The organism is Tolypothrix sp. FACHB-123, assembly GCF_014697075.1.
Lineage (GTDB): Bacteria > Cyanobacteriota > Cyanobacteriia > Cyanobacteriales > Nostocaceae > Aulosira.
The window spans coordinates 25,592-50,244 of record NZ_JACJRE010000006.1 but is presented as its reverse complement, the minus strand read 5'-3'; the positions used below and the strand labels follow the sequence as shown (position 1 = coordinate 50,244).

General features: G+C 41.6%; 20 protein-coding genes. 12 read left to right on the top strand and 8 right to left on the bottom strand.

The window, feature by feature from the left end; genetic code table 11:
- Nucleotides 1-38 precede the first annotated feature (38 nt).
- From H6G41_RS06100 to H6G41_RS06085, 4 genes are all read left to right on the top strand, one after another.
- Nucleotides 39-191, top strand: coding sequence for a hypothetical protein (locus tag H6G41_RS06100; RefSeq protein ID WP_190744584.1), 153 nt, complete (start codon nucleotides 39-41; stop codon nucleotides 189-191).
- Nucleotides 192-219: 28 nt separating this feature from the next.
- Nucleotides 220-1,164, top strand: a complete 945-nt coding sequence (locus H6G41_RS06095; RefSeq protein ID WP_190744583.1) for a response regulator — start codon at nucleotides 220-222, stop codon at nucleotides 1,162-1,164.
- Between the two features lie 211 nt (nucleotides 1,165-1,375).
- Nucleotides 1,376-2,068 (top strand): bifunctional demethylmenaquinone methyltransferase/2-methoxy-6-polyprenyl-1,4-benzoquinol methylase UbiE, encoded by a 693-nt coding sequence (gene ubiE / locus H6G41_RS06090; protein WP_190744581.1) that lies wholly within the window; start codon nucleotides 1,376-1,378, stop codon nucleotides 2,066-2,068.
- A 28-nt stretch (nucleotides 2,069-2,096) separates the two neighbouring features.
- Nucleotides 2,097-3,332, top strand: a complete 1,236-nt coding sequence (locus H6G41_RS06085; protein ID WP_190744579.1) for a DUF445 domain-containing protein — start codon at nucleotides 2,097-2,099, stop codon at nucleotides 3,330-3,332.
- Between the two features lie 25 nt (nucleotides 3,333-3,357).
- Here H6G41_RS06085 and H6G41_RS06080 read toward each other — a convergent pair whose 3' ends face one another.
- Together H6G41_RS06080 and H6G41_RS06075 are read right to left on the bottom strand one after the other, a co-directional pair.
- Complete coding sequence (locus H6G41_RS06080; protein ID WP_190744577.1) at nucleotides 3,358-3,933, bottom strand: Uma2 family endonuclease; 576 nt, start codon at nucleotides 3,931-3,933, stop codon at nucleotides 3,358-3,360.
- 44 nt (nucleotides 3,934-3,977) lie between these two features.
- The gene (locus H6G41_RS06075) at nucleotides 3,978-4,931 is read right to left on the bottom strand and encodes a Rieske 2Fe-2S domain-containing protein (protein WP_190744575.1); all 954 of its coding nucleotides are present in this window, start codon (nucleotides 4,929-4,931) and stop codon (nucleotides 3,978-3,980) included.
- Nucleotides 4,932-5,290: 359 nt separating this feature from the next.
- Between H6G41_RS06075 and H6G41_RS06070 the strand changes: the two genes are divergently transcribed.
- Entirely contained in the window at nucleotides 5,291-5,968 is a 678-nt protein-coding gene (locus H6G41_RS06070; RefSeq protein WP_190744573.1) for a TetR family transcriptional regulator, read from the top strand.
- Nucleotides 5,969-6,084: 116 nt separating this feature from the next.
- Here the strand turns inward: H6G41_RS06070 and H6G41_RS06065 are convergent, their stop codons facing one another.
- From H6G41_RS06065 to topA, 4 genes are all read right to left on the bottom strand, one after another.
- Nucleotides 6,085-8,754, bottom strand: a complete 2,670-nt coding sequence (locus H6G41_RS06065) for an HD family phosphohydrolase (protein ID WP_190744571.1) — start codon at nucleotides 8,752-8,754, stop codon at nucleotides 6,085-6,087.
- A 265-nt stretch (nucleotides 8,755-9,019) separates the two neighbouring features.
- Entirely contained in the window at nucleotides 9,020-10,069 is a 1,050-nt protein-coding gene (locus tag H6G41_RS06060; RefSeq protein WP_190744569.1) for an ADP-ribosylglycohydrolase family protein, read from the bottom strand.
- Between the two features lie 88 nt (nucleotides 10,070-10,157).
- Nucleotides 10,158-10,625, bottom strand: coding sequence for a type II 3-dehydroquinate dehydratase (gene aroQ, locus H6G41_RS06055; RefSeq protein ID WP_190744567.1), 468 nt, complete (start codon nucleotides 10,623-10,625; stop codon nucleotides 10,158-10,160).
- Between the two features lie 497 nt (nucleotides 10,626-11,122).
- On the bottom strand, nucleotides 11,123-13,801 hold the full coding sequence (gene topA, locus H6G41_RS06050; protein ID WP_190744565.1) for a type I DNA topoisomerase: 2,679 nt from the start codon (nucleotides 13,799-13,801) through the stop codon (nucleotides 11,123-11,125).
- Between the two features lie 467 nt (nucleotides 13,802-14,268).
- Here topA and H6G41_RS06045 point away from each other — a divergent pair, with 467 nt between their 5' ends.
- From H6G41_RS06045 to H6G41_RS06030, 4 genes are all read left to right on the top strand, one after another.
- A complete protein-coding gene (locus H6G41_RS06045; protein WP_190744563.1) occupies nucleotides 14,269-14,562 on the top strand; it encodes a hypothetical protein in 294 nt (97 codons plus the stop codon).
- 96 nt (nucleotides 14,563-14,658) lie between these two features.
- Nucleotides 14,659-15,744, top strand: a complete 1,086-nt coding sequence (locus H6G41_RS06040; protein WP_190744562.1) for a DUF6745 domain-containing protein — start codon at nucleotides 14,659-14,661, stop codon at nucleotides 15,742-15,744.
- A gap of 213 nt (nucleotides 15,745-15,957) precedes the next feature.
- The gene (locus H6G41_RS06035; protein ID WP_190744560.1) at nucleotides 15,958-16,269 is read left to right on the top strand and encodes an RNA-binding protein; all 312 of its coding nucleotides are present in this window, start codon (nucleotides 15,958-15,960) and stop codon (nucleotides 16,267-16,269) included.
- 298 nt (nucleotides 16,270-16,567) lie between these two features.
- Complete coding sequence (locus tag H6G41_RS06030) at nucleotides 16,568-18,130, top strand: NAD(P)H-quinone oxidoreductase subunit N (RefSeq protein WP_190744558.1); 1,563 nt, start codon at nucleotides 16,568-16,570, stop codon at nucleotides 18,128-18,130.
- Between the two features lie 42 nt (nucleotides 18,131-18,172).
- Here H6G41_RS06030 and H6G41_RS06025 read toward each other — a convergent pair whose 3' ends face one another.
- Nucleotides 18,173-19,462, bottom strand: a complete 1,290-nt coding sequence (locus H6G41_RS06025) for a sensor histidine kinase (RefSeq protein WP_190744557.1) — start codon at nucleotides 19,460-19,462, stop codon at nucleotides 18,173-18,175.
- A 266-nt stretch (nucleotides 19,463-19,728) separates the two neighbouring features.
- Between H6G41_RS06025 and H6G41_RS06020 the strand changes: the two genes are divergently transcribed.
- Nucleotides 19,729-20,175, top strand: a complete 447-nt coding sequence (locus tag H6G41_RS06020) for a hypothetical protein (protein ID WP_190744556.1) — start codon at nucleotides 19,729-19,731, stop codon at nucleotides 20,173-20,175.
- A 48-nt stretch (nucleotides 20,176-20,223) separates the two neighbouring features.
- Here H6G41_RS06020 and H6G41_RS06015 read toward each other — a convergent pair whose 3' ends face one another.
- Nucleotides 20,224-21,432: a NupC/NupG family nucleoside CNT transporter gene (locus H6G41_RS06015; protein ID WP_190744555.1), complete on the bottom strand. Its 1,209-nt coding sequence runs from the start codon at nucleotides 21,430-21,432 to the stop codon at nucleotides 20,224-20,226.
- Nucleotides 21,433-22,214: 782 nt separating this feature from the next.
- Between H6G41_RS06015 and H6G41_RS06010 the strand changes: the two genes are divergently transcribed.
- Complete coding sequence (locus tag H6G41_RS06010) at nucleotides 22,215-23,519, top strand: acetyl ornithine aminotransferase family protein (RefSeq protein ID WP_190744554.1); 1,305 nt, start codon at nucleotides 22,215-22,217, stop codon at nucleotides 23,517-23,519.
- A 138-nt stretch (nucleotides 23,520-23,657) separates the two neighbouring features.
- Nucleotides 23,658-24,578, top strand: a complete 921-nt coding sequence (locus H6G41_RS06005; protein ID WP_190744552.1) for a DUF1338 domain-containing protein — start codon at nucleotides 23,658-23,660, stop codon at nucleotides 24,576-24,578.
- Nucleotides 24,579-24,653: the final 75 nt, after the last annotated feature.

Genomic DNA, 24,653 nt, shown 5'->3' with positions numbered 1-24,653 from the left:
AAAACCGATCAACCTCGATGATGCTTGACTGTTGCCCAATGCCCAATGCCCAATGCCCAATACCCTGGTGGCTGAGCGTAGCCGAAGCCATGCCCCATGCCCTGTTTCCTATTCTCAAACTACATCCGCAAATTCTCGCAAGGCTGGTTATTTATTATCGACTAAACTTGGTATGGAATATAACAAGATAGTAAATATTAAAAGGCATTTAAGGTATTTATGGATAATGCAAGTCTGGAAATTAATACAGAACGTCGTCAATTAAAAACTTTAGAGAGGCCAAAGAAACTCAAAATCTTGGTAGTTGATGACGAACCAGATAATCTAGATTTGTTATATCGTACCTTTCGCCGCGACTTTCAAGTTCTCAAAGCTGATAGCGGCATGAATGCCCTGCAAATGTTGGCTGATGAAGGTGAGGTGGCGGTGATCATCTCCGATCAACGGATGCCAGAAATGAAAGGTACAGAATTTCTCAGCAAGACAGTACCTCAGTTTCCCGATACAGTCAGAATCATCTTGACTGGCTTTACAGATATTGAAGATTTGGTAGAAGCAATTAATGCTGGGCAAGTTTATAAGTATATTACTAAACCTTGGGATCCGGGAGAACTGAAAGCTGTAGTCCAAAGGGCAGCGGAAACCTACGATTTACTCAAGCAACGTACAGAAGAACTACGCTGTGCAAATGCCCAAATGGCACTGCTGACTGTTTTGGTAGAGGTAACCCAAGCAGCTAATAGTTTAGAAGCAACTCTCCAGCCAATTGCTACAGCTTTTAGTAAAAGTTTTGGATCTGATGCCTGTATTCTGCAACTAGTTGAGGGTAATAGTCTCAGCACGACTCAGGGATATTACGGTTACGGCGGTACTGTAGAAAACTGGTTAGCGCAAGATCCATTAGTAAGCGAGGCGATCGCGACCGGTCAAGTAAAAATCTGCCTAAATGTACTTAAAGATCAAAATTTATCTGGTGTTGCTCATTACCAAAATTCTGGTGTCCAGGCACACTTAGTTATTCCCATTAGTTACCGCAACAAAGTTATGGGTTTGTTGTCTCTCCAGTGGAAACATCCACATACTTTGCGCGAAGATGAAATCAAGCTGATTCATTTATCAGGACAATTAGTAGCGATCGCGCTCACTAGCAGTCATTGCGCATAATCAAAAATTTTAGCTAAATTCAGTCAAAAGTTAGGCAGGGCGGGTTGCACTTACATACTTCAATTACTCCGCCCATACAAAATTTCCAATTTCACAGGGGAACGCTAAATGCTACGCTACGGAAGGCGGCGCTTCATGCGTCTATAGGCGTTTGCTAGTCGCAGAACCGGATAAACGCACTGGCTCCTGTTGATTGTTGATTTTTGACTAAATGACTCACGAAATTCGCGCTATTTTTGATCGTATTGCTCCTGTTTATGACCAATTAAATGATTGGTTGAGTTTGGGACAGCACCGAATTTGGAAAGAAATGGCAATCAAATGGAGTAACCCCCAGCCTGGCGAGACTTTCCTAGATTTGTGCTGTGGGAGTGGCGATATCACCTTAGGTTTAGCTAGGCGTGTAGGCGCGACAGGACATGTGTATGGCGTAGATTTCTCCGCTAACCTCCTAGCGATGGCTCAAGAACGTTCCCAAAGAAAGTATCCCTACCAATCAACTATTACTTGGGTTGAAGCCGATGTCCTAGATTTACCCTTTGACAGCAACCAATTTGCTGGGGCAACAATGGGCTATGGTTTAAGAAATGTTAAGGATATTCCCCATAGTCTTCAAGAATTGTACCGAGTTCTCAAACCTAATGCGAAAGCAGCGATTTTAGATTTCCATCGCCCAGAAAATGCGCAGTTGCGATCGTTCCAACAGTGGTATTTAGATAATGTTGTTGTACCAATTGCAACCCAGTTGGGTGTCAAAGAAGAATACGCTTACATCAGTCCCAGCTTAGACCGCTTTCCGATGGGCAAAGAGCAGGTAGAATTAGCTTATGAAGTTGGTTTTGCTTCCGCCACACACTACCCCATCGCGAACGGTATGATGGGAGTGCTGGTAGTCAGTAAATAAAATCCAAAATTGGTAATTCCAAAATTCTGTGGATTGGTCTCATCTATTGCTTTATCTATCACCCCCGGTGGTAGGTGGTATTATTGGCTATTTCACAAATGATATAGCCATCAAAATGCTATTTCGTCCTTACCGAGCATTTTATATCGGTAAGCAAAGAGTGCCCTTTACACCTGGTTTGATTCCCCGCAATCAGGAACGTTTAGCACTAAAAATTTCTAATACAATCATGGGGTCACTTTTGACACCAGTAGAATTGCAAAATCTGGCACGCCGTCTGTTACAAACAGAACGGGTAGAAGGGGCAATTTTGTGGTTGTTAAAACTAGCCCTCGACCAAGTTAATTCTGAGGAAAAAAATCACAAAAGTGCCAAAATTGTAGGTAATATTCTCCGGGATTTATTGGGAGAATCATTACCACGACTCCTCAAGGTTTTAGCAAGGCGGGAAGACTTTTTAGAAGTACAGCTAAATCAAATTTTTGACCAAGTATTGTTAGAATTTCAACTGAGTGAAGAACAGTCTACAAGGTTGGCAGATTGGCTATTAGAAGTAGTTTTACCACCAGATGTTCTGCGACAAACGATCATTGACTTTTTAACCGATCGCACAATTCAAACTATTGATGAAAGCTTTCGGGAAAAGACTAGCGGTACTTATTGGGTAGTCGCCAATTTATTTGGTTTACGCAATACTCTGGCTAGACTGAGAGCTTTTTGCTTAGATGAAAAAGAAGCGACTAATGCGCGCTTACAAGAATTAATTCAAGAATTGCGAATGCGCGATCGCATCAAGAAATTATTGCAAAATTTATCATTGCAAAATTTACCTATAGGTACAGTCAGACAACTGCGCAAAACTACCAGAGAAAGCGTCCGCCATTACCTGCAAACAAGTGGGAGCGATTTGTTACAAGGATTATCTGATTCGGTAGACTGGGAAAATATTGCTTCTGTGTTACTCAATCGTCTAAGCACTTCGCCTGTAGTTAGCAGTTCTTTAGAAGTTGTCAGTCAAGAATTAGCTTTAGTTTTGGAGAGATATTTAGAGAAGGATTTAGAAGCAATTGTTGCTCAGATAATTCCGATTTTATCTATAGATCAGGTAATTGTAGACCGGGTAAAATCAACTTCTCCTGCCGATTTAGAAGCAGCAATTGAAGGAATTGTTAAAAATGAATTACAAGCAATTGTGACTTTAGGTGGTGTTTTAGGTGTGATTGTAGGTTTAGGTCAAACGGTGTTTTTATTCTTGAATCAATAATCAGACGATCTTCAGCTTCAGGTTGCTAACTCAAAATGTTGGCTAAATCCAGCACAAATCCAGGTAAGATATCTTCGCCTGATAAACTGATAGGCGAACGCAAAATCTCAACTTCCTGTCCAGGGCGGTAAATTTCTACACATTGATTCTGCGGATCGATCAACCAACCTAAACGCACGCCGTTGTCAATATATTCCTGCATTTTCCGCCGCAGTGTCTCTAGGCTATCGGTAGCAGAGCGTAATTCTGCGACAAAATCCGGAGCTATAGGTAAAAATTTAGCCGGATCTGGGTTCAAAGCCGTTAATCTCTCCCTAATTACCCAAGACGCATCAGGAGAACGATTTGCGCCATTGGGGAGTTTAAAACCTGTGGAAGAGTCAAAGGTTAGTCCTGTACCATCAGCATCAGCCCAATTACCTAAGCGCTGTGTCAGTCGGCTGTTACGATTTCCGCTTTCCCATCCCGTTGGTGGGATTATAATCAGTTCTCCCTCAGCTGTCCGTTCAATACGCAAATCTCGATTATTTTGACAAATTTGGAAGAACTGCTCATCAGTTAGCTCGATAGTAGGGCGTAAGTCAAGAATTAGGTCATTCATAATCTGCAATGTGCCTGGCAATCTTGCTAACTTTAGCCTAACATTTACCAATCTCGATAGAGTTTTTCGGCGTAAAACATAATCTCTTCGTTAGGTAATCTAATTTTGGCTTTTTCTCTGGGATAAAGAGTTTCCACTGCTGTACTATCTTGTTCTATGACTGTAGCCGCTGCTTGTAAAATTGAATTTTTAAATAATAATTTCATCACCGGATGCATAACTTTGGTATACATCAAAATAAATGCTTTGGTGGTTTTTTCTGTTTCTGGGTAAAGAATATGAATTTGAGCAATATCAGCAATAGGTGCTTGACTAAATAAAACTGTAGTTGAAGGAAAAGCATATTCCAATTTATTCTGCATAATCTTGGGTAATATTCCCACAACCGGATTTTTGAAAATTTCTTGCCAAGTATTGTCAGACCTGGTTAAATCTTGGGCGACTTTGGCATAATACCCTTGTGGTTCAAAAGCAGTCACGTTACAAGATGTAATTTTAAATAAATCTTTATGGGTGCCATTTTGGTGATTATAGTCATAATTCACCATCATGTTACTTAAAAAGTCACCTTGAATGCTTTTTTCACCACATACTCCTAAAAATTGGTACTCATCAATCACTTGTTGATGTAATTCTGGGATAGGTAATCTCGGTTCAAATCCACCATAAGTCCAGATACAATCATTACTGACTATTATGTCTAATGGTTTAGTAATTGGCTGGATATCTTTTTTATCTTGGTGATATAGTCTGCCTTTACCATCAAATTCTAGTGCATGGAAAGGACAAGCAATAGTATTTCTATCTTGACAAATCCAGCCATTTGATAAAGGTGCTTGCATATGTGGACAAACATTATCCAATGCAAATACTTCACCTTTGGTATTTTGCCAAATTACATAATCTCGCCCATTTAAGGTAATTTTATTGGGTTTATTAATTCCCAACATTGATTTATGGGCAATTAACCAAGGCGCACCGGGTAAAATTGGTTCCATGATTCCTCCAAAATATTTGATTTAATTGGTCATTGATCATTTGTCAGCCAAGCAATTCTGCTGAAATACTAAACTGGCTAAACAATGACAAAATATCTGTTCCCTGAATAGATATTTTCCAGGGATATTTTTCAATAAATATTTATTGGCGAAATATATGATTTATATCTCAGCCAAGATGAAATGAGTAAGGCAAATTTACCGACTATATGGTCGGCTAAATTTGATTAACGCTGTCTGCAAAATCTAATTAACTAAAAATTTAGTTAATTAAGAGTAATGTAATAAATCTCATCTCGCCTGTCAACTACTAAGCGATTTTTTAGTTAAGATGATTCTCGTGATTCTGATAAAAAACCGTGGTTCGTTCAACGCAATCAAAAGCCGCAGCAAATAAACCTCGCCAGGTGCGGGATGCAGAGGTAACAAAGAGACAGATTCTCGATGCAGCAGAAGCAGAGTTCTCCAGAAATGGGCTGAGTGGGGCGCGCACAGAAGCGATCTCCAAAGGTGCAGGTGTTACCACAGCGATGATTTACTACTATTTCGAGAGTAAGGAAGGGCTATATCAAGCGGTGCTGCAACGCCCGGCTGTAGAAATGCACGAATGGTTTAAACGGCTTAATCTCGATAGCCTACCGCCAGAGGAAGCATTAAAGCTAGTTATCAGAGAAGCGATCGCCTATGAAGCCGCACACCCAAAACAGGGGATGCTATGGTTTCAAGAAGCAAACCAAAATCACGGAAAATATTTCAAATTAGGGAATTGGCAAGATAATTTCGCCTATTTAATCAGAATTTTAGAGCGGGGAATGGCAGCCGGTTGTTTTCGCCCACTAGATCCCTTTCTTGTCACCCTACAAATCGCTGGAGTTTGTACTTTCTACTTCAACGCCCACGAAAACCTCAAGCATGTCAGTCCAGATGTCCAACTGCTGAGTCCAGAAATGATTGAGCAGTATACCCAGCAAGCAGTCAATTTAATTTTGGCAGGCGTGCGGAGAGATTTGGGGGACATAGAAAACAAGGAGAACTAACAAATGCCCAATACTTCTCTTCTCCCAAGGGGAGACGCTGCGCGCTAAGCGTAGCTATGCCGCAGGCTTTACGCTCAGTACAAGCGCCCAATGCCCAATGCCCAATGCCCAATGCCCTATCCTTTAGCCGACTTAAATTTAGGATAAGCAATGCGTTTGTGATGGAATTGTTGCCAAACTTCTACGAAGATTTCTGCGATTTGGGAAACTTCCTCTTTTGTCAGTCCAGAATCTACTAGTTGATTGTCTTGCCATCTTGCCCGCAAGATATTATTCAGCATATTTAAGGCTTGTTCTGGAGAAGCATCTTTGAGCGATCGCAGCGCCGCTTCACAAGAATCTGCCAACATGACAATTGCTGTCTCCCGTGATTGGGGAATGGGGCCGTCGTAACGAAAATCATCGTCGTTTACTTTTATACTTGGGTCTTCCTTCGCCATTTGCTGGGCTTGGTGATGGAAATAAGCAATGAGCATTGTTCCCTGGTGTTCGGGAATAAAAGCTTGAATTGCTGTAGGTAATAAATGTTGCTGCGCCATTGCTAACCCTTCGCTGACATGCTTTTTGATAATTGCGGCACTCTTCCAAGGGTCTTTAATCTCTGTTTCATGTTTATTTGGCCCACCCATTTGGTTTTCAATAAAACCCAGGGGGTCGTGCATTTTACCGATGTCGTGGTACAGGGTACCGGCTCTAACTAGTTCTACATCACATTTAAGTTGTTTAGCCGCAGTTTCCGCTAAGGTAGCAACAAATAGGGTATGTTGAAAGGTTCCCGGTGCTTCTGTGGCTAGTCGCTTTAATAAGGGGCGATTGGGATTGGCTAATTCGGCTAAGCGGATGGGGGTAACTAAATCAAAGATTTTTTCTAAATAAGGACTCAAACCTAAAGCCACAATACTCCACCCCAAGCCCCATAAAGCAAATAATCCAGCACTTTGGAGGATTAAATACCAAGAAAGATTACTCTCCAAAAACAGCGAGAGGATTAAGTAAATACCGCCTTGGGTAGAAGCGATCGCTAAACCTAATAAAGCTAATTCTTCACGCGATCGCAGTCGTTTAGCCATTAAACTACCAACTATTCCCCCAGCCGCTCCTGCGATCAAGGCAATTGTACTAATTTCCATGTTTATTGGTAGCACTAGTAACATTAGCCCCACAACTGTGATACCTAAAGCCGGGCCATAAAAGCTACCTAGCAATAAACCAATGGCACTCCAGGTAGTATGTGATACACCCACCGTGATTAATCCAGGAGTGCTGAGGGTAAGCAGCAAGATTAACAAGCGATCGCGTTGGCGTAATTTACTCCCCAAGCGCCGTTCTACACCAACAAAAATACCAATTCCTGTGGTAACAATTCCCGTTAATTTAATTAACTCTGCCCAGTTAGTTTCCAGCTCAATTAGTTCATAATGCTTTAAAACCTCCAAATTCCGCTGACTAATTTTCTGTCCCTTGCGTACAATTTCCTCATCCTGTCGTACTTCATCTGTGATGGGTGCTACGTCAGCAACTGCTTGTTTTGCTTGTTGTTGCGTTTTCTCTTCATCTTTCTTCAAATTCGGTTGCAGCACAGCCAATAACAGTTTGCTAGCCAAAGGTTGAGCTGATGGAGGTTCTAATGTGTCAACTTGTAAGTTGACTGTATTTTTTAAAGCATTCTCTGGTAATCCGTAGGGGATACCTTGAACCAGAATGCGTTCAGCAATATCGCGGACTAATTTTCGTGTTTTTGACCAATCTGCATCTGATAATTCTAAAAAGATATTGTCTTTATATATTGCCGATAAGCTACCAACCTCTAGCAGTGATAACTTAGCTTTAGCTATTTGGTATTGTTTCCTGGCTTGGGAAATTTGCGAAATCAGTGCAGAATATTTTTGTTGTGAATTTGTAACTCTGTAAACATCTAATTCCGTCACTGCTTGAAACAAGTCAGCATTGGGAGAAATATTAACTGGTTTTTCCTCTGCTGACTCAGATTTAGCTAATCGTTCCTGGGAAGAACTAGATGTAGGGGGAGATGATTTCCAAGGTACATCTAATGGTTTGGTGGCTTCTTGAGCAATCTGAGAACTACTATTTTGGTTAGGTAGTAATAATCCAAATGTCTGTTTTTTAGTTTTTTCTAGGGTGAGTAAGATATTTTTCCACTCAGATTCACTACAAGCGCGGAGATAACTTTGGCTAGCGACAGATAAATCTAAACTATCCCGGAAAGGGAAAGATCCAGCCATAGCCCGAATATCATCACCCCGATCTAACAGTTGTTGCAAATTTTGCTTGATTTGATTATTAATTTCGCTATCAACCACTAACACAGGCCAGAAATTTTTCCGGACAGCTTCGCGTTGGGCTTGTGTTTTTTGCCTGTTTTCTATTTTGTCTGTATATGGAGCTTTAATCGTTTCGGGTGCGATACTTCCCTGTTTGAGGTTAGGTTGATTATATAATTTATGCCCAATTACACCTGTTAGCGACACGACTGCGATCGCCAAAATCACAGAAGCACGATTTTCATGCACCCAACTAAAACCAATTGTATTCATCTGGCTGTGAGTTGGAACTGATTTTGGCATTGAGCTAAGTGTTATTCCTGGTTTTTGGCTATTTTTATGAGATTTTGATACATACAGGTGTATATTCTTCACCACAGTTTTTTGCAAGTCGTCCAGGCAGTTTTGGCTACTTTGCAGCAATTGTACTTGACGACGCTTGCACTGTCGTCGCCAAAGATCTAATTGCTGGTTCAAAGAGTTAAAAAATTGCTGATATTTCATTACCTCTGCCTACAGTTGCTTACTTTGATAAGCTCAAAACAAGACAAACCTAGGGGAAGCCCAAGCAGGAGCAACCCAAGTCGCTCAGAACTTCGGAGGTGGGGTTTGCTTGCAGCTGATGAGCCACAATACCTACCTACAGAGTCAGGTTAAGAGTTTCTTTGGAAATTGTAGTATAAAGAACTACTAATTTTTGTATTAGTCGATTGCTGAAGCCAAGAGAATTTTGGCGTCGTGTCTACAATGCTGCTCAGTATAAATAGCATTAACGCGACCGAATTACACGCGGAGCGGCGAAGACCCATCCAGGAGACAGTGGCTGACTCTGGAAAGCAGAGTTGTAGCGACTGTTTTGGGGAATAGGTGACCATAAAGCTAGTGGTAGTTCTTCCCCATCAGAGAAATCTCCCTTTGGATCTAACTGCTCTGAATGCAAGGCATGATTATACAACCCTGACCAAACAGCCACAAGTGCATCAGCTAATTCCACCATTCCAGCAAAATTGCTTAGTCCCCATGTTGCTAAATCAGCTTGCGAGTATAAGATCTGCCAACCTAAAGGAATACCCGCAATGCTATTATAGGCCCCTGATAAAGCACCAGTAATTGCACTTATACTATGTAAGTGTAAACGCCAATTGTCTTGTTGCCAAATATTACTTTGTTGATGAGCTAGCAAAACTGCTAAGCGATAATCTTCTAAGGTACTGAGAAAGCAATAAAACGCCATAGCAATACCTTTAGCGAGTTTTTCTTGTCTACTGAAGGCGGTTTGCGCCTGTTCTAAACTGGCTCCTTGATCTAACAAAGTATTAACTTTGGTTAGTTGTTCTGGTAGCGATGTTGAAGTTTCACCGATAAAAGCAATTATTTCGGGAATCAGGGTGCGGGGGTGGAGTTTTTCAGTGAGAATTTGCGCGATCGCATATCCTACTGCTAGGGTTCCATCCCTAACGACTGGGTTATCTTCCCAGATTTTTAACCCATGCAGCAAGTTTTGTCGCAATTTTTGCGGGTTTTCATGAAAAAAAAGTGCTACTGGTAAGGTAGCCAGTATCACTTTTACAGAAGTGCTATGAGTAGGAGCTAAATTAGTAGATGCTGGTTGTTGTGGCGTAGGCTTAGCCTGTCGTAGACATCGCCAATCATCTAAATCTAATTTGCCTAGTGTAATTAAACTTTCAGTACCTAGAACCGCTATGGGATCTAGATCATAACTATTGGGGAATTCTCGCTCCTGACTGGATGCTAATCTTTGTCCAATTAAAGCCCCAAGTAAAGTCCCGCGAAATCGACTAACAACAGAGTAGCGCATACATCAAGAATAGTTACATGAAGTTAGCAGTTTGAAGGCTTAGGAATTGATATAGGGAAAATTTAATCGTCCTGGAGCCTTCATACTTCTATACTTTATCCTTCCGCAAATGATGCACTAATGCTTGTAAACCTAAAATGTAACTTTGAACACCAAAGCCACTAATCTGCCCGATCGCTATCGGTGCTATATAAGAATGATGTCGAAATTCTTCCCGACGGTATATGTTACTTAAATGTACTTCTACTGTAGGTAAGTTAACACCCGCGATCGCATCTCGCAAAGCCACACTAGTATGCGTGTAAGCCCCAGCATTAATCAAAATCCCCTGATGTTTTCCTAGGGCTTCATGAATAGTATCAACCAAAACGCCTTCATGATTTGACTGCACAGGAAAAACACTCACCTGTAGTTTCTTTCCTTCTGCGGCTAACAGGTGGTTAATTTCAGCCAGTGTCAAGGAACCGTATATTCCCGGCTCTCGCTGTCCTAGCAAATTCAGGTTTGGCCCGTGCAGCAATAAAATACTCAAAGGCTGCAACGTCAAATCCGGCACTTTCTATCTCTTAACGACGACGCGAACGTTCATTTACTGGAATCGGTATTAGTTCCGGTTCCGGCTCAGCTTCTGGCCCGAGTAGGGACTCAATCAGCTTCCGCGCCAATTCTTTAAGCTTTTCCAGTACCTTTTCTATATAGTCCATTGAAATGACTGCTCCTGAGATACTACCTCAATTTTGATTAACAGCTACGCAGAAACTGGCGTACTTTGGCACCTCTGGTTTGTAATTGGGGCGATCGCACTGTTTAATTTCGGGGGTGAGCCACTCTATCAAATGTTGTGTGGTGATCTGCCTTACTTCTTAGAGTATCACATTCTGATAATCCTACGGCCATGAAACCATCGCTTTGCTTGATGTCCTTTATTAGTCAAAATTTGACAATTTCTTGATAGATTGGGAAATCAGCCACATTAATCATGATGGGTAAATCACTTCCTAATCAGGACAAAAGTCCTGATTAGGCATACATCAAAGTCAATGTGATGGACTACTAATCTTCGGCACTACTTTTTTTACTAGCAGTTTTAGAAGCTGTCTTAGAAGTTGTTTTAGAAGTTGACTTAGAAGTGGTTTTAGATTTAGAAGTTGTAGACTTAGTTGATTTGCGCGTTGATTTTGCTGATGTAGCTTTACCTGCTAATAATTGTAAAGCTTTTTCCAATGTCATACTTTCCACAGATTCACCTTCAGGAATGCTGACATTTGTTTTACCGTTCTTAATGTAAGGTCCGTAGGGGCCATCATAGATATTCACTGGGGTTTCATCTTCGGGATGGTTACCCAATTCGCGCAAAGCTGCTTTCGATTTGCTGGTAGTGGAACTGCGTCCTTTCTTCGGTTCCGCTAACAACTCTAACGCCCTTTCTAAAGAAACTGTTAAGACATTATCAGCAGCTTTCAGGGAACGGTAATCTTTCCCCTCTTTTCCTTGGTCGTGGACAATGTAAGGGCCGAAGCGTCCTAAACTCGCTTGAATTCTCCCGCCAGTTTCCGGATGGACTCCTAATGTCCGGGGTAAAGCTAAAAGACCAACAGCGATGTCTAAGGTGACGGTTTCTGGGGTCACACCTTTGGGTAAGGAAGCTTGTTTAGGTTTGGGGTTTTCTTCGGTCTTGTCGCCCAATTGGACGTAAGGCCCGTAAGCGCCAATTTTCACATAAATTGGTTCGCCTGTGTCGGGATGGCGACCGAGTTGGTCAGGCCCGGAGGTTTTTTGTCGCAGTAGCACCTCTACCTGTTTGGGGTCAAGGTCTGCTGGGGTCAGGTCTTTGGGAATGGAAGCTGTAACCACACCTTCACCGTTTTCGACTTCGATGTAGGGGCCATACTTACCGATGCGGACTTTAGCTGGTAAATTTTCTAGTTCTACCGTCCTGGCGTTCTTTTCATCAATTTGCGGCTCCCGTTCCTTGACTAAGGTTTCTAAACCTTTGTCTCCCAAATAAAATTCTTTGAGGTAGGGTAGCCATTTAGCTTCTCCTGTAGCGATGTCATCGAGAGTTTGCTCCATTTTGGAGGTAAAACTGGGATCGACAACATCCGGGAAGTGTTTCTCTAATAGGTCAGTGACAGCAAAAGCTGTGAAAGTTGGAATAAGAGCATTATTGACTAATTGGGCATAACCTTTATCAATAATTGTGCCAATAATACTGGCATAGGTACTCGGACGACCAATCCCTTCACTTTCTAAAGTTTTTACGAGAGTTGCTTCGCTGTACCTAGCTGGGGGTTGGGTTTCGTGTCCAATTGCTTCGATTTCTTGACAATTGGGGCGATCGCCTACTTTCAAACTAGGTAAAATGACTTCCTGGTCTTCTAACGCAGCTTCGGGATCGTCGGAACCTTCAACGTAGGCGCGTAAATAGCCAGGAAAATCAATCCGCTTTCCGGAAGCGCGAAAACCAGCGTCTTCAACTTGTAATTGAACGGTGATTTGAGTTTGGCGAGAGTCAGCCATTTGACAGGCGACAGTACGCTTCCAAATTAAATCGTAGACAGCCAATTCCCGACCGCCCAAACCGGTTTCTTGGGGCGTGCGGAAGGTGCTACCTGCTGGGCGAATGGCTTCGTGGGCTTCTTGCGCGCCTTTGGATTTGGTGGTGTATTGGCGCGGTTGGGGGCTGAGATATTCTTTACCGTAGCGCTGTTCTACACAACTGCGCGCAGCTGCGATCGCTTGCTCAGATAAATGCACCGAATCTGTCCGCATGTAGGTAATGTACCCTTGCTCGTACAAATTCTGGGCAATCCGCATCGTGTCTCTAGCTGAGAGACGCAATTTCCGGTTAGATTCCTGTTGCAATGTCGAGGTGGTGAACGGTGGCGCTGGTTTGCGGGTGACAGGACGTTCTTCGACTTCGCTGACATTCCAGGTTTTATCTGTCAGCCGTTCCTTAAGTGCAACTGCATCGACTTCGCTCAGCAACACCACATTGCGTCCGGCGGCAATTTGTCCGGTAGTTGGGTCAAAATCGCTACCATTAGCGATTTTCTTGCCACCTAAGTTCACCAACTGGGCAGTAAATGGAGATTTTTGTTGCTCTAGGTATGCCTTTAAATCCCAGTAAGTACCTTCATGGAAGGCGCGGCGTTGGCGTTCCTTAGTTACCAACAGCCTCACCGCTACAGATTGCACCCGCCCAGCCGATAATCCCCAGGCGATTTTTTTCCACAGCAAGGGAGACAGGGTATAACCTACCAAGCGATCCAAAATCCGGCGCGTTTCTTGGGCGCGAACCAACTGCTCATCGATATTTCGGCAGTTTTTCAGCGCTTTTTTAATCGCGTCTTGGGTAATTTCGTGAAACACCATCCGCTTAGTCGGTACTTTTGGCTTGAGCAACTGGTATAAATGCCAACTGATGCTCTCACCTTCCCGGTCTTCGTCAGTTGCTAGAATTAACTCATCAGCCTCTTTCAGCGCATCTTTGAGTTGGGTAACAACTTTCTTTTTGTCTTTCGGGACAACATACACCGGTTCAAAGTCGGCGTCTACATTTACCCCCAACTGCGCCCATTTCTCTGCTTTGATAGCGGTGGGAATTTCGCTAGCCGACTGGGGTAGGTCACGCACATGACCCATAGACGCTTCCACCCGAAAGCCTGATGGTAGGTAGTTGCGAATGGTACGAGCTTTGGTCGGAGATTCGACGATGACGAGAGTTGACATGGAAATTTCAAAAAAAAAAGAATAGCCGCTCAGCTAAACAGGAAAATTTAAATGATTTCGGCGAGATGTCGAAATAAAACGTCGCATTTTTTGATGTGAGTTTATCCTCACACAAAATGCCCATGAGGGTAAAAATCCGCTACATTGTGGGCACAGTCCTTTCCAGATAATAAGGTAGGAAAACGCTGGCTGTGAATTTCCAGCTATTTCAATCTTTAACTTATCTCAGCAAAATTGGCGACTACAGTTTTCAAAATACCCCCAAAGTGTAATAAGCGATCGCTCCTGTTTTCGGCGCAAGTCAGGGATCGCAGGTGATGAAGGCGAGTTGATTTCCTGATTCCTCCTTGCTTTGCGTCCCCTTACCTTGCCTTTGGTTCCCTATTCCGCAAAAGGTTGTGCCAAAATTAAATCAAAATTGAGAGCAAAAGCGAAGTGGGTTTTTTACCTATCTTGGAGCCGAGACTATGCAACCAATTCGTCAAGGTGATGTCATTTTACAACCTGTGCCACAGGTTGAGGGAGAAAAGATACCTCATTTAACTTTGGCAGAAGGTGAGGTAACTGGGCATAAGCACAGGATTACTGAAGGTAAGGCAAAATTATTTTCTAAAAATGATACTCTCTATCTACGTATTTATTCTAGAACTGCTTTACTGAGTCATGAGGAACACAAGGCGATCGCAGTTCCTCAAGGTCATTGGATGGTGAAAATCCAAAGAGAATACGAGCCTGAAGGGTGGCGCTATGTCGCTGATTGATTGTTCATTTTTTCAGATTATCGTCTCAGGAGTTGAATCACAACCTTGAAGTTGATGAATATGGCAAAAATTACTCAACAATGAAGATAATCAAAAATGATGGCAAAGCTCACACCTGAGCAAGAAGCTTTTATTTCAGTTTATCGGCATAAGTGGCGAAAAATTACACTTTCAACTGAGCGAATTGATCGGCAGAAAGCAGAAGCAGCAGTAAAAGCCATTTATGCTGTAATTGATTATGAAACACCTAAAATTATATTCGCGGATAGTCCCTATGCAGCTTGCAACTTGATGCTCAACAGGCTATCTCCTCAATTTATAGAAAATTCCGCTAATGAACCAAGTGGTATTGGTCTTTTATTTTCGGCTCACTTGTACTTAGAAATTTTGAGAAAACTCACACAACAACTTAGTCAGCAAGCGATTATTCGATTACACAAGAGTTTTTATTCTGGAATAAATCCTCAGTTTTATCATGTAATATTCAACAACTTAATTAATAAATTAAGCAATTTAGAAGATGAACAAGTAACGGATTATTCTCGATGGATAAAAATTCAACTTGGTGAATGCTTTATACCTGAATTTTATGTTCATTGGCTGACTGGTTTTGATTTTTTTATATCTGTTCTCAACCTTGTTGATCCTCCAAAAGAATGGCAGGTATTCCAATTTTTAATTAAAGAATGTGGTTGGTTGTTTGCCTATGATGATATTTGCATTATTTGCGATCGCCCGCTTCAAATTCGCTTCGACAATCAAAATCGCCTCCACGCCGAAGGCGAACCTGCAATAGAGTATGTTGATGGATATAAGCTCTACTCCTATCACGGTGTCACTCTACCAGAAAAATACGGTAAACTCCACCCGCAACAATGGCGATCGCAATGGTTATTAACAGAGGAAAATGCTGAACTGCGGCGAGTGTTAATTCAAGGTATTGGTTACTCCAGAATTTGCCAAGAATTACAAGCAATTGAATTAGATACCTGGAAAGAATATACCCTATTAAAAATTGACGCTGATGTCGATCAACAGCCAATTTACTTATTAAAAATGACTTGTCCCAGCACTGGCTTCATCCACGCTTTGCGCGTTCCAGCTGATATGACATCAGCCTATCAAGCAATTTGCTGGGTAAACTGGGGGATTGCGCCAGAGGAATTTGCGATCCAAACCTAAGTGCAGATAAATATATTAGTCGAAACAATCAAAAATATCGTATTCTAGCACACATTATGACAAATGGATAAGTTTTATTGCCAAATCACAGAACAGTTGTGCTAGCATAAAATCGGAGAAGTTAAATTCGGCAGTCAGGATCTTGTTTTTATTTATAATTGCAAGTTGCTCTCCGGATAAGCATCTCTGCATCAATGGATTCGGGAGAGTTTCATGTCTATTTACGTAGGTAACCTATCCTACAGCGTCACACAAGACGACCTCAGCAAAGTATTTTCTGAGTACGGTACTGTTACGCGAGTTCAATTACCCACAGATCGGGAAACTGGGCGCGCGCGGGGCTTTGGTTTCGTGGAAATGGAATCATCAGCCGCCGAAGATGCAGCTATTCAAGCTCTAGATGGTGCTGAATGGATGGGGCGTGTAATGAAAGTTAATAAAGCTAGACCACGGGAGGACAAAGGTAGTCGCTCTGGCGGTGGCAATTGGGGAAGAAATGCTAGCGGATACTCAAGAAAATATTAAGACTTGAGGCGATGCATTAAGGGATGAAGATAAAAAGCCTTTAGCTAAACAAAAATTATCCCATATTTAGCAGCTTCGGTAGCATACTGGACTGCTTATTTATATAAAGAGCAGTTCAAAATATCGCTGAACTGCTTATTTTTGCGTGAAATATTGAATAATGGATTGGCAATAGAGAAAATGAATATAATTTACTCTATGGAATCAGACAAAAAGGTTTATGGAACTTTGGTTCAGAACAATAGATAGAATGAACAAAGTTAGCCTTGATGTCTAATCGCCAAAACCTATACAACTCATGGATTTTGCTAATCTTGCATCCCAGCTAAATGCTGGAACGATTTTACCAGAGGGGATTGTCATTCTCACCCTCTTGGGGGTTTTGATTGTTGATTTGATTTTGGGGCGTACATCTTCACGCTGGATTGGGTATCTAGCGATCGCAGGTTTACTAGCTGCGATTGTCGCCCTGTACTTTCAATGGGATGCTACCAATCCCATTGCCTTTAGCGGTGGCTTTAATAGTGACGACCTAAGTATTGTCTTTCGCGGTATTATTGCCTTATCTGCCGTCGTCACCATATTAATGTCCATTCGCTATGTAGAGCAGAGTGGCACCGCTTTAGCAGAATTCATTGCGATTTTGTTAACTGCTACCCTAGGAGGAATGTTTTTATCCGGGGCTAGTGAGTTGGTGATGATTTTCATCTCCTTAGAAACCCTGAGTATTTCCTCTTATTTGTTAACAGGTTATACCAAGCGTGACCCACGCTCAAATGAAGCGGCGCTAAAATATCTGTTGATTGGGGCTTCCAGTACAGCAGTATTTTTATATGGCGTGTCCCTGCTTTACGGTTTATCTGGCGGACAAACAGAACTGAGTGCGATCGCCGATGGCATTGCCAAAGCACACATTGGCCAGTCATTGGGTATAGTCATTTCCCTTGTTTTTGTGATTGCCGGTATTGGCTTCAAAATTTCTGCTGCTCCCTTCCACCAATGGACTCCAGACGTTTACGAAGGCGCTCCCACCCCAGTGATTGCCTTTTTATCTGTAGGTTCCAAAGCAGCAGGTTTTGCCCTAGCTATCCGCTTACTCACCACAGTCTTCCCCCTAGTCGTTGACGAATGGAAATTCGTCTTTACTGCCCTTGCAGTTCTCAGTATGGTGCTGGGTAACGTAGTTGCTTTAGCCCAAACCAGTATGAAACGGATGCTAGCCTATTCATCCATTGCCCAAGCTGGGTTTGTGATGATTGGGATGATTGCTGGTACTGAAGCCGGATATGCGAGTATGATTTTTTACTTGCTGGTCTATCTGTTCATGAACCTCTGCGGCTTTACCTGCATTATTTTGTTCTCCCTGAGAACCGGAACAGACCAAATTGCCGAATACTCTGGCTTATATCAAAAAGATCCGCTCCTAACATTAGGCTTGAGTATTTCCCTGTTATCTTTAGGCGGTATTCCCCCATTAGCAGGCTTTTTTGGCAAAATTTACTTGTTCTGGGCAGGTTGGCAAGCAGGTCTTTACTGGTTAGTTCTGTTGGGCTTAGTTACCAGCGTTGTCTCCATCTACTACTACATTCGTGTAGTCAAGATGATGGTAGTCAAAGAACCCCAAGAAATGTCTGAAGTAGTGAAAAATTATCCCCCAGTGCAATGGAATTTACCTGGATTTAGACCTTTGCAAGTGGGTTTGATAGTAACTTTAATCGCTACTACTATTTCTGGGATTTTGTCAAATCCTCTATTTACTTTAGCTAACAATTCAGTTTCTCATACTGCAATATTGCAAGGAACTACTGCTGTTAGCACTCAGGCAAATGCCGTTAATATCGAGCAGCCAGAGAAATTGTAAATTCATCTTCGGTAATGGGTAATTGCTCACAACAATTATCCATTACTTGTTTCGAGAATTTATTGGGAGAATAATAACAAATTCTGCACCTTCACCTAATACAGAATTGACCGTGATATCTCCCCCATGTTTATCAACAATAATTTTTTGAGTAATAGCTAAACCCAAACCTGTACCTTTGCCTACAGGTTTAGTTGTAAATAGATGATCGAATATTTGTGATTTAATTTCATTGGGAATACCCAAACCATTATCTTGAATACTAATTAAAATATTATTTTCATTAGGAATTAATTGAGTTTTAATTTTAATATAATTAGGTTTATTTGCTATTTCTTGATAGCTGCGCCCTAAATTAGACTCTTCTAAAGCATCAATAGCATTAGCTACAATATTCATAAATACTTGGTTTAACTGTCCAGGAAAACATTCTATCTCCGGTAAATTATCGTAATCTCGGATAATTTCAATGGCTGGACGCAGATTAGAAGCTTTCAATCTATGTTTGAGAATTAAAATAGTACTGTCAATGCCATCGTGAATATTACAAGAAATTTTCACAGCACTATCAGCACGGGCAAAAGTTCGTAGAGACATACTAATATCGTAAATACGCTCTACTCCCTCATGCATGGAATTGAGAATATGGGGAAAATCTTTAATAAGATATTCCAAATCTATTTTGGCAGCATGTTTAGCAATTTCTGTTGCTGAAGCTTGATTTTTATAGAGATGGATGTGATCGATGAGATCTTGCATATATTTTTGTGCATAGGTGAGATTTCCTTGCACAAAACCAGTGGGATTATTAATTTCATGAGCAATTCCAGCTACTAATTCTCCCAAAGTAGACATTTTTTCGCTTTGTACCAACCGCTGTTGAGATTGTTTGAGCTGCTCAACAGTCGCAGTTAATTCGGCTGCTCGTTGTTCTAGCTTTTGGTTGAGATGAGATAGTTTGAGATGAAGATTGATTCGCGCTAGTACATCTGCTGGCTGAAATGGCTTAGTAATGTAGTCTACTGCACCAAGAGCTAAACCTTTGACCTTATCTACCACATCTGATGCAGCAGTCATAAAAATTACGGGAATATCTTGAGTAGCTTTGTTTGCTTTTAAGCTTCGGCAAGTTTCAAAGCCATCAATTCCTGGCATCATCACATCTAATAAAATCAAGTCAGGAGAAATTTCTGACACTTGCGCCAAAGCAATCTCGCCACTTTCAGCCATTGCGGCTTGTAACCCTGAGGCTTGTAAAAAGTCAAACAGTAAATTGGCATTGTTTGGGTTATCGTCAACAATCAAGATGAGGTTTTGTTTATCAGTAACCATATTTACAGGTGTCAAATATACTGTTTAAGTAACTTGAGAATAGCTTGTTTATCTCTATACTTTAATTTCAACTTTGTGGCTGAGTGCTCCGGAGGCGATCGCTGTGTGAACAGTATTTCATAGCAAATTGCCATAAGTAGTATGGTTGGAAATTTATGTAACTGTCTGCTGGCAAGGATTTTGGCATTGCTGAATCATGGGATGACTACGGCTAACCCTCAATAGTTAAGCTATAACCACAAAAGGTAGTGTTGGATATTGAAGAAGTGCGAAGTCGTCAATTTATTTATATCTTGTTTGTAATTAGCTTAGTGGGTATCCTGGGCTTTTCTTATATATCAGAGAAGCCCATCGGGAAGTGTTATAAACGCGGATTTATTTCTTCAAACAACCAAAAATACTACATTTATCCGGAAAAAATCGTTATTCAGCCTTGGCGTGGTCAGCATCATGTCTACGGCATTTTTATGATTCCCAATGGATATGAACATGACTATTTGCTGCAATTTCAGTTACCAGACAACAGCACTTACTGTGGAACTGTGTACTATAGTATTCATAATGTTTTAGACGGAATTAAAGCCCGACCAGACAATTACTTAGTTAAGGGATACGTGAATACAAGATTAGCTCTCTGGCTGATGATACAAGGCAAACTCGATCATCTACAACAACCAAGCAATTGGAGCCTAGGTTACGTCAGGAAAGAATGAGGTAAGGGAAGGGGGAAAACTGACAACTGACAACTGACCAATGGCTATTTATATCAACATCCCGGCAATACAAGCGGTGATAAAACTTGCCAGTAATCCACCAATCATGGATTTTACACCCATACGTGCTAGATCATGTTGGCGATCGGGTGCTAGACCTGCAAGTCCGCCTATGGTAATTCCGATAGAGCCTATATTCGCAAAATTACATAAGGCGTAAGTGGCAATAATTATCGCCCTTTGGGAAATTTTGCCACTAGCAATCAATGCTTTTAAATCTAAAAAAGCAATAAATTCATTGAGAATGGTCTTTGTACCTAATAATGCGCCTACTTGTAGACAATCAGCCCAAGGTACACCCATCAACCAGGCTACAGGAGCCATAATAAAAGACAAAATCCACTGCAATGATAACTGGGGTAAATTAACGAATCCTCCCAGCCATCCTAAAAAAGCATTGAAGGCTGCTAGTAAACCCAAAAAAGCAATTATCATCACCCCAACATTCACTGCTAGCTTGACGCCATCAATTGCACCTGTGGTAGTAGCATCAATTACATTGATATAATTGGTTTCCACATCTAGCTTGGCATGACCAGCAGTTTCTGATACTTCTGTTTCTGGATATAGCAGTTTTGACACGACTAAAGATGTGGGTGCAGTCATAAAGAAAGCTGCTATTAAGTGTTCTGGTGGGATACCAAATGATAAATAAGCGCCCAATACTCCCCCTGCAATGGTGGCAAAACCGCCTGTCATTACGGCATGAAGTTCCGACTGCGTCATTTTAGCTACATAGGGCTTAACCATTAATGCTGACTCAGTTGGCCCTAAAAAAATATTTCCCGCACAGGATAAGGACTCGGAACCTGATGTTTTCATTGTCTTGATCATTATCCAGGCAAGTCCATTGACTATTCGCTGCAAAATCCCGTAGTAATATAAAACACTGATAAAGGCTGAGAAAAAGATAATTGTGGGTAATACTTGAAAGGCAAATAAGTGATCCTTGAAATTTTCGCCAAAGACAAATTTTGCTCCCACATCAGAAAATGCTAAGAAATTGCTGACGACATCTCCTAAGGTTTTAAATACAGTCAAACCACCAGGGATTTTGAGAATCAGCAGGGCAAATGTAAATTCCAAACCTAGCCCCCAGGCTATTGTTCGCCAACGAATAGCACTGCGATTCACAGATAAAGCGTAAGATATGCCTAGAAAAACTAAGATACCAATGGCAGAGATAGCACGTTCCATAATAAATCCCCAGAATTTACAGCTTTGAGGCTTGGTCACAAAGCATACACAAAAAGAGGATTATGGGCTAGGGCGTGTTGATTGTTGTACGGGCGGGTTCACATATATCCTCATGGATCAACGATAATTCTCAATAAACCCGCCCCTACTGACTGTTGACTGTTGATTGTTGACTGTTGACTGTTGACTGGGAAGAAGATTTTTTCTTGACAAAAAAAAGACCCCCGGTAATTAGCCGAGGGATTCTGCAAGTCGGTATTGTCGCACAAAGACATTCGCGAACTTCAAGATACCAACATGACAATTAAAATATCTGCCAAAATGCCAAATCCATATGTTTAGAGGATTGTAGAGATTAAGGTTCGGATCGGTTCTCAAATTTAAGCTTTTTTACTGCTGTGTGATGTCCCAAATTACCGCAGTTGATTGTGTGGCGAAAACGGAAGATAAATTTTGTCATGAAACGTTGAAAATCTTGATTATCTCAGCCTTGCCGTCGCTTTATGGGTGAGAGAAATCATACCGCAAATATGCAACACGGAAAATTTTTATTATGCTAAATTTAGTGGACATAATATTCCGGTTGCGTGAAATAACCAGACAACAAAGATTTGTCAGGATAGTTGTTGATGTCAAGCTCAACTGTTAACTAAAAAGCTGTTGTTTGAGCTGGTATTTTGTAATTCAAGTATAAATCTTTGGCAAAGAGAATCAATTGATACTGCAATAGTTAAAACGTCAGCTTTTAATCAAAAATTATCTTAAAAAAATCTAAAAAAACTATGTTAAGTATCTCTGTTAATTTGGGTTTACCGCGCGTACCTAGTTTGGTGACTGCTTTACCAGGGCCGCGTGCTCAAGCAATTATAGAACGCGATCGCAATGTTACTTCTCCTTCTTACACTAGAGACTATCCTTTAGTTGTCGCTAGGGGTGAAGGTTGTATGGTGGAAGACGTTGACGGTAATGTTTTCTTAGATATGACAGCAGGTATCGCTGTTACCAACACCGGACACGCCCACCCAGAAGTTGTAGCAGCAATTCAAGCCCAGTCAGCGCTGCTGTTACATATGTCGGGGACTGATTTTTATTACGAACCGATGGTAGAACTGGCGGAAAAATTAGCGGTTCTCGCCCCATTTCCCCAAGGTGCGAGGGTATTTTTTACTAACTCAGGGGCGGAGTCTAACGAAGGCGCAATTAAACTAGCTCGATATTACACCAAGCGATCGCACATTGTTGCTTTTTTAGGTGCATTTCACGGGCGTACCTATGGCGCAATGTCTTTGACTGGTTCTAAAGCCGTGCAAAGAGCTAATTTTGGCCCTTTTGTACCGGGAGTAACTCATATTCCCTACGGTACTCACGCTAGCTTAGATTATCTAGAAAAACAGCTATTCCCGACTCTATTACCACCGGAGGAAATCGCCGCCATTGTTGTAGAACCAATTCAAGGGGAAGGCGGTTATATTGTTCCAGAGTCAGGTTTTTTAGAAAGAGTTCGCAATATATGCGATCGCTATGGCATCTTAATGGTAGTTGATGAAGTGCAATCGGGTATGGGGCGCACTGGTAAGTTATTTGCCATTGAGCATTGGGGCGTCATGCCAGATATTATTACCACAGCTAAAGGTATCGCTAGCGGTTTACCCTTAGGTGCAATCCTTTCTCGCCCAGAATTAATGACTTGGCCTCCTGGTGCCCACGCTACCACATTCGGGGGTAATCCTGTAGCTTGCGTTGCTGGTATTACTACGCTGCGACTGTTAGAGGATGGTTTAATGAGCAACGCTTTAGAGATGGGAGAGTTATTACAAGCTGGGTTAACGCAGTTACATGAGAAATTTCTCCGCGTCTCCCTACCAAGAGGTAAAGGCTTAATGGTAGCGGTAGATTTAATAGATAAAGAAGGTAATTTAGATCGTCCCATGCGCGATCGCATAATTCAAGAAGCCTTCCTACGCGGTTTGTTATTACTTGGTTGTGGTAAAGCCGCAATTCGTTTTTGTCCACCATTAATTATTGATAGCAACCAAATTCAAATCGCCCTTGATATTCTCGCGGATATTTTAGGGCATAGGGCATAGGGCATGGGGCATTGGGCATTGGGAAATAACAACTAACAACTGACAACTAACAAATGTACGGGCGGGTTCACAGATATCCTCAAATATGCATAAGGATCTCCCATAAACCCGCCCCTACTAACAACTGACAAATGACAAATGACAACTGACAAACTTGCTATTCATCTTTACTCGTTACTGTGGCAAGAATATAGTGCCAGAGTAAATTATGCTCGCACCTATCAGCAAATGATTACAGCGGCTGGTGGGACTGTAGCTAACGATCACATTGCTTTGCGGTCTTTACGTGTTTCTCTTAATACCCCAAAAGGTTTAGTTAACTTGGGGATTGACTATTTAGAACAATTAGCTACAGCTTTAGGTTACGTAGCCGCAGGGGAATATACATTTCCTGAAACTCATTTATCTGCCCGTCATTATACTCACCCCCAGGAAGCAGAATTTGATTTACCTAAGTTATTTATCAGCGAGTTAATTGTTGAGGAATTGCCGGAGAGAATTGTCCAACTTATCAACAAAACAGTATCTTCACTTCAGGAAGAACTGATATTTTCTCTAACTGATTCTCTACTAGAAAATAGCAACGTAGAAATAATTGCTCAAGAATTACATAAAATATTTACTCGTCCTTGGCTACCTCCGCAACGTTCGGTGGTGGAAGAAGTTAACGAAGTAACTCAATATGGTGCTTGGGTATTGTTACATGGTTATGCTGTTAACCACTTTACAGGCTATGTAAATCGGCAAAATACACCAAAATACCCAGATATTGATGCTACTGTTAGCGGTTTAGTTGATTTGGGTGTGCCGATGAAAGCGGAGATAGAAGGTAATATTGCTTGCGGTTTGCGACAAACTGCTACTCAAGCTGTTAAGGAAATGGTCACGGTGTTAGATGATAACAGTGGCGCAGAAATTCAGATTCCCTGGACTTACGCTTATTATGAAATTGCCCAGCGTTATTTTGTAGAAATAGAACCGGGGAAAACTAGACTGTTTGATGCTTTTTTGGGTAAGAATGCCCAGCAATTATTTGAAATGACACGGGTTGGTAGTTAAGTAATTATATCAGGTAGGGGTGAAGCGGCTATTTGTTGGTGAAAGAGCGATCGATTTCAAGATTGTTTTGGGGAG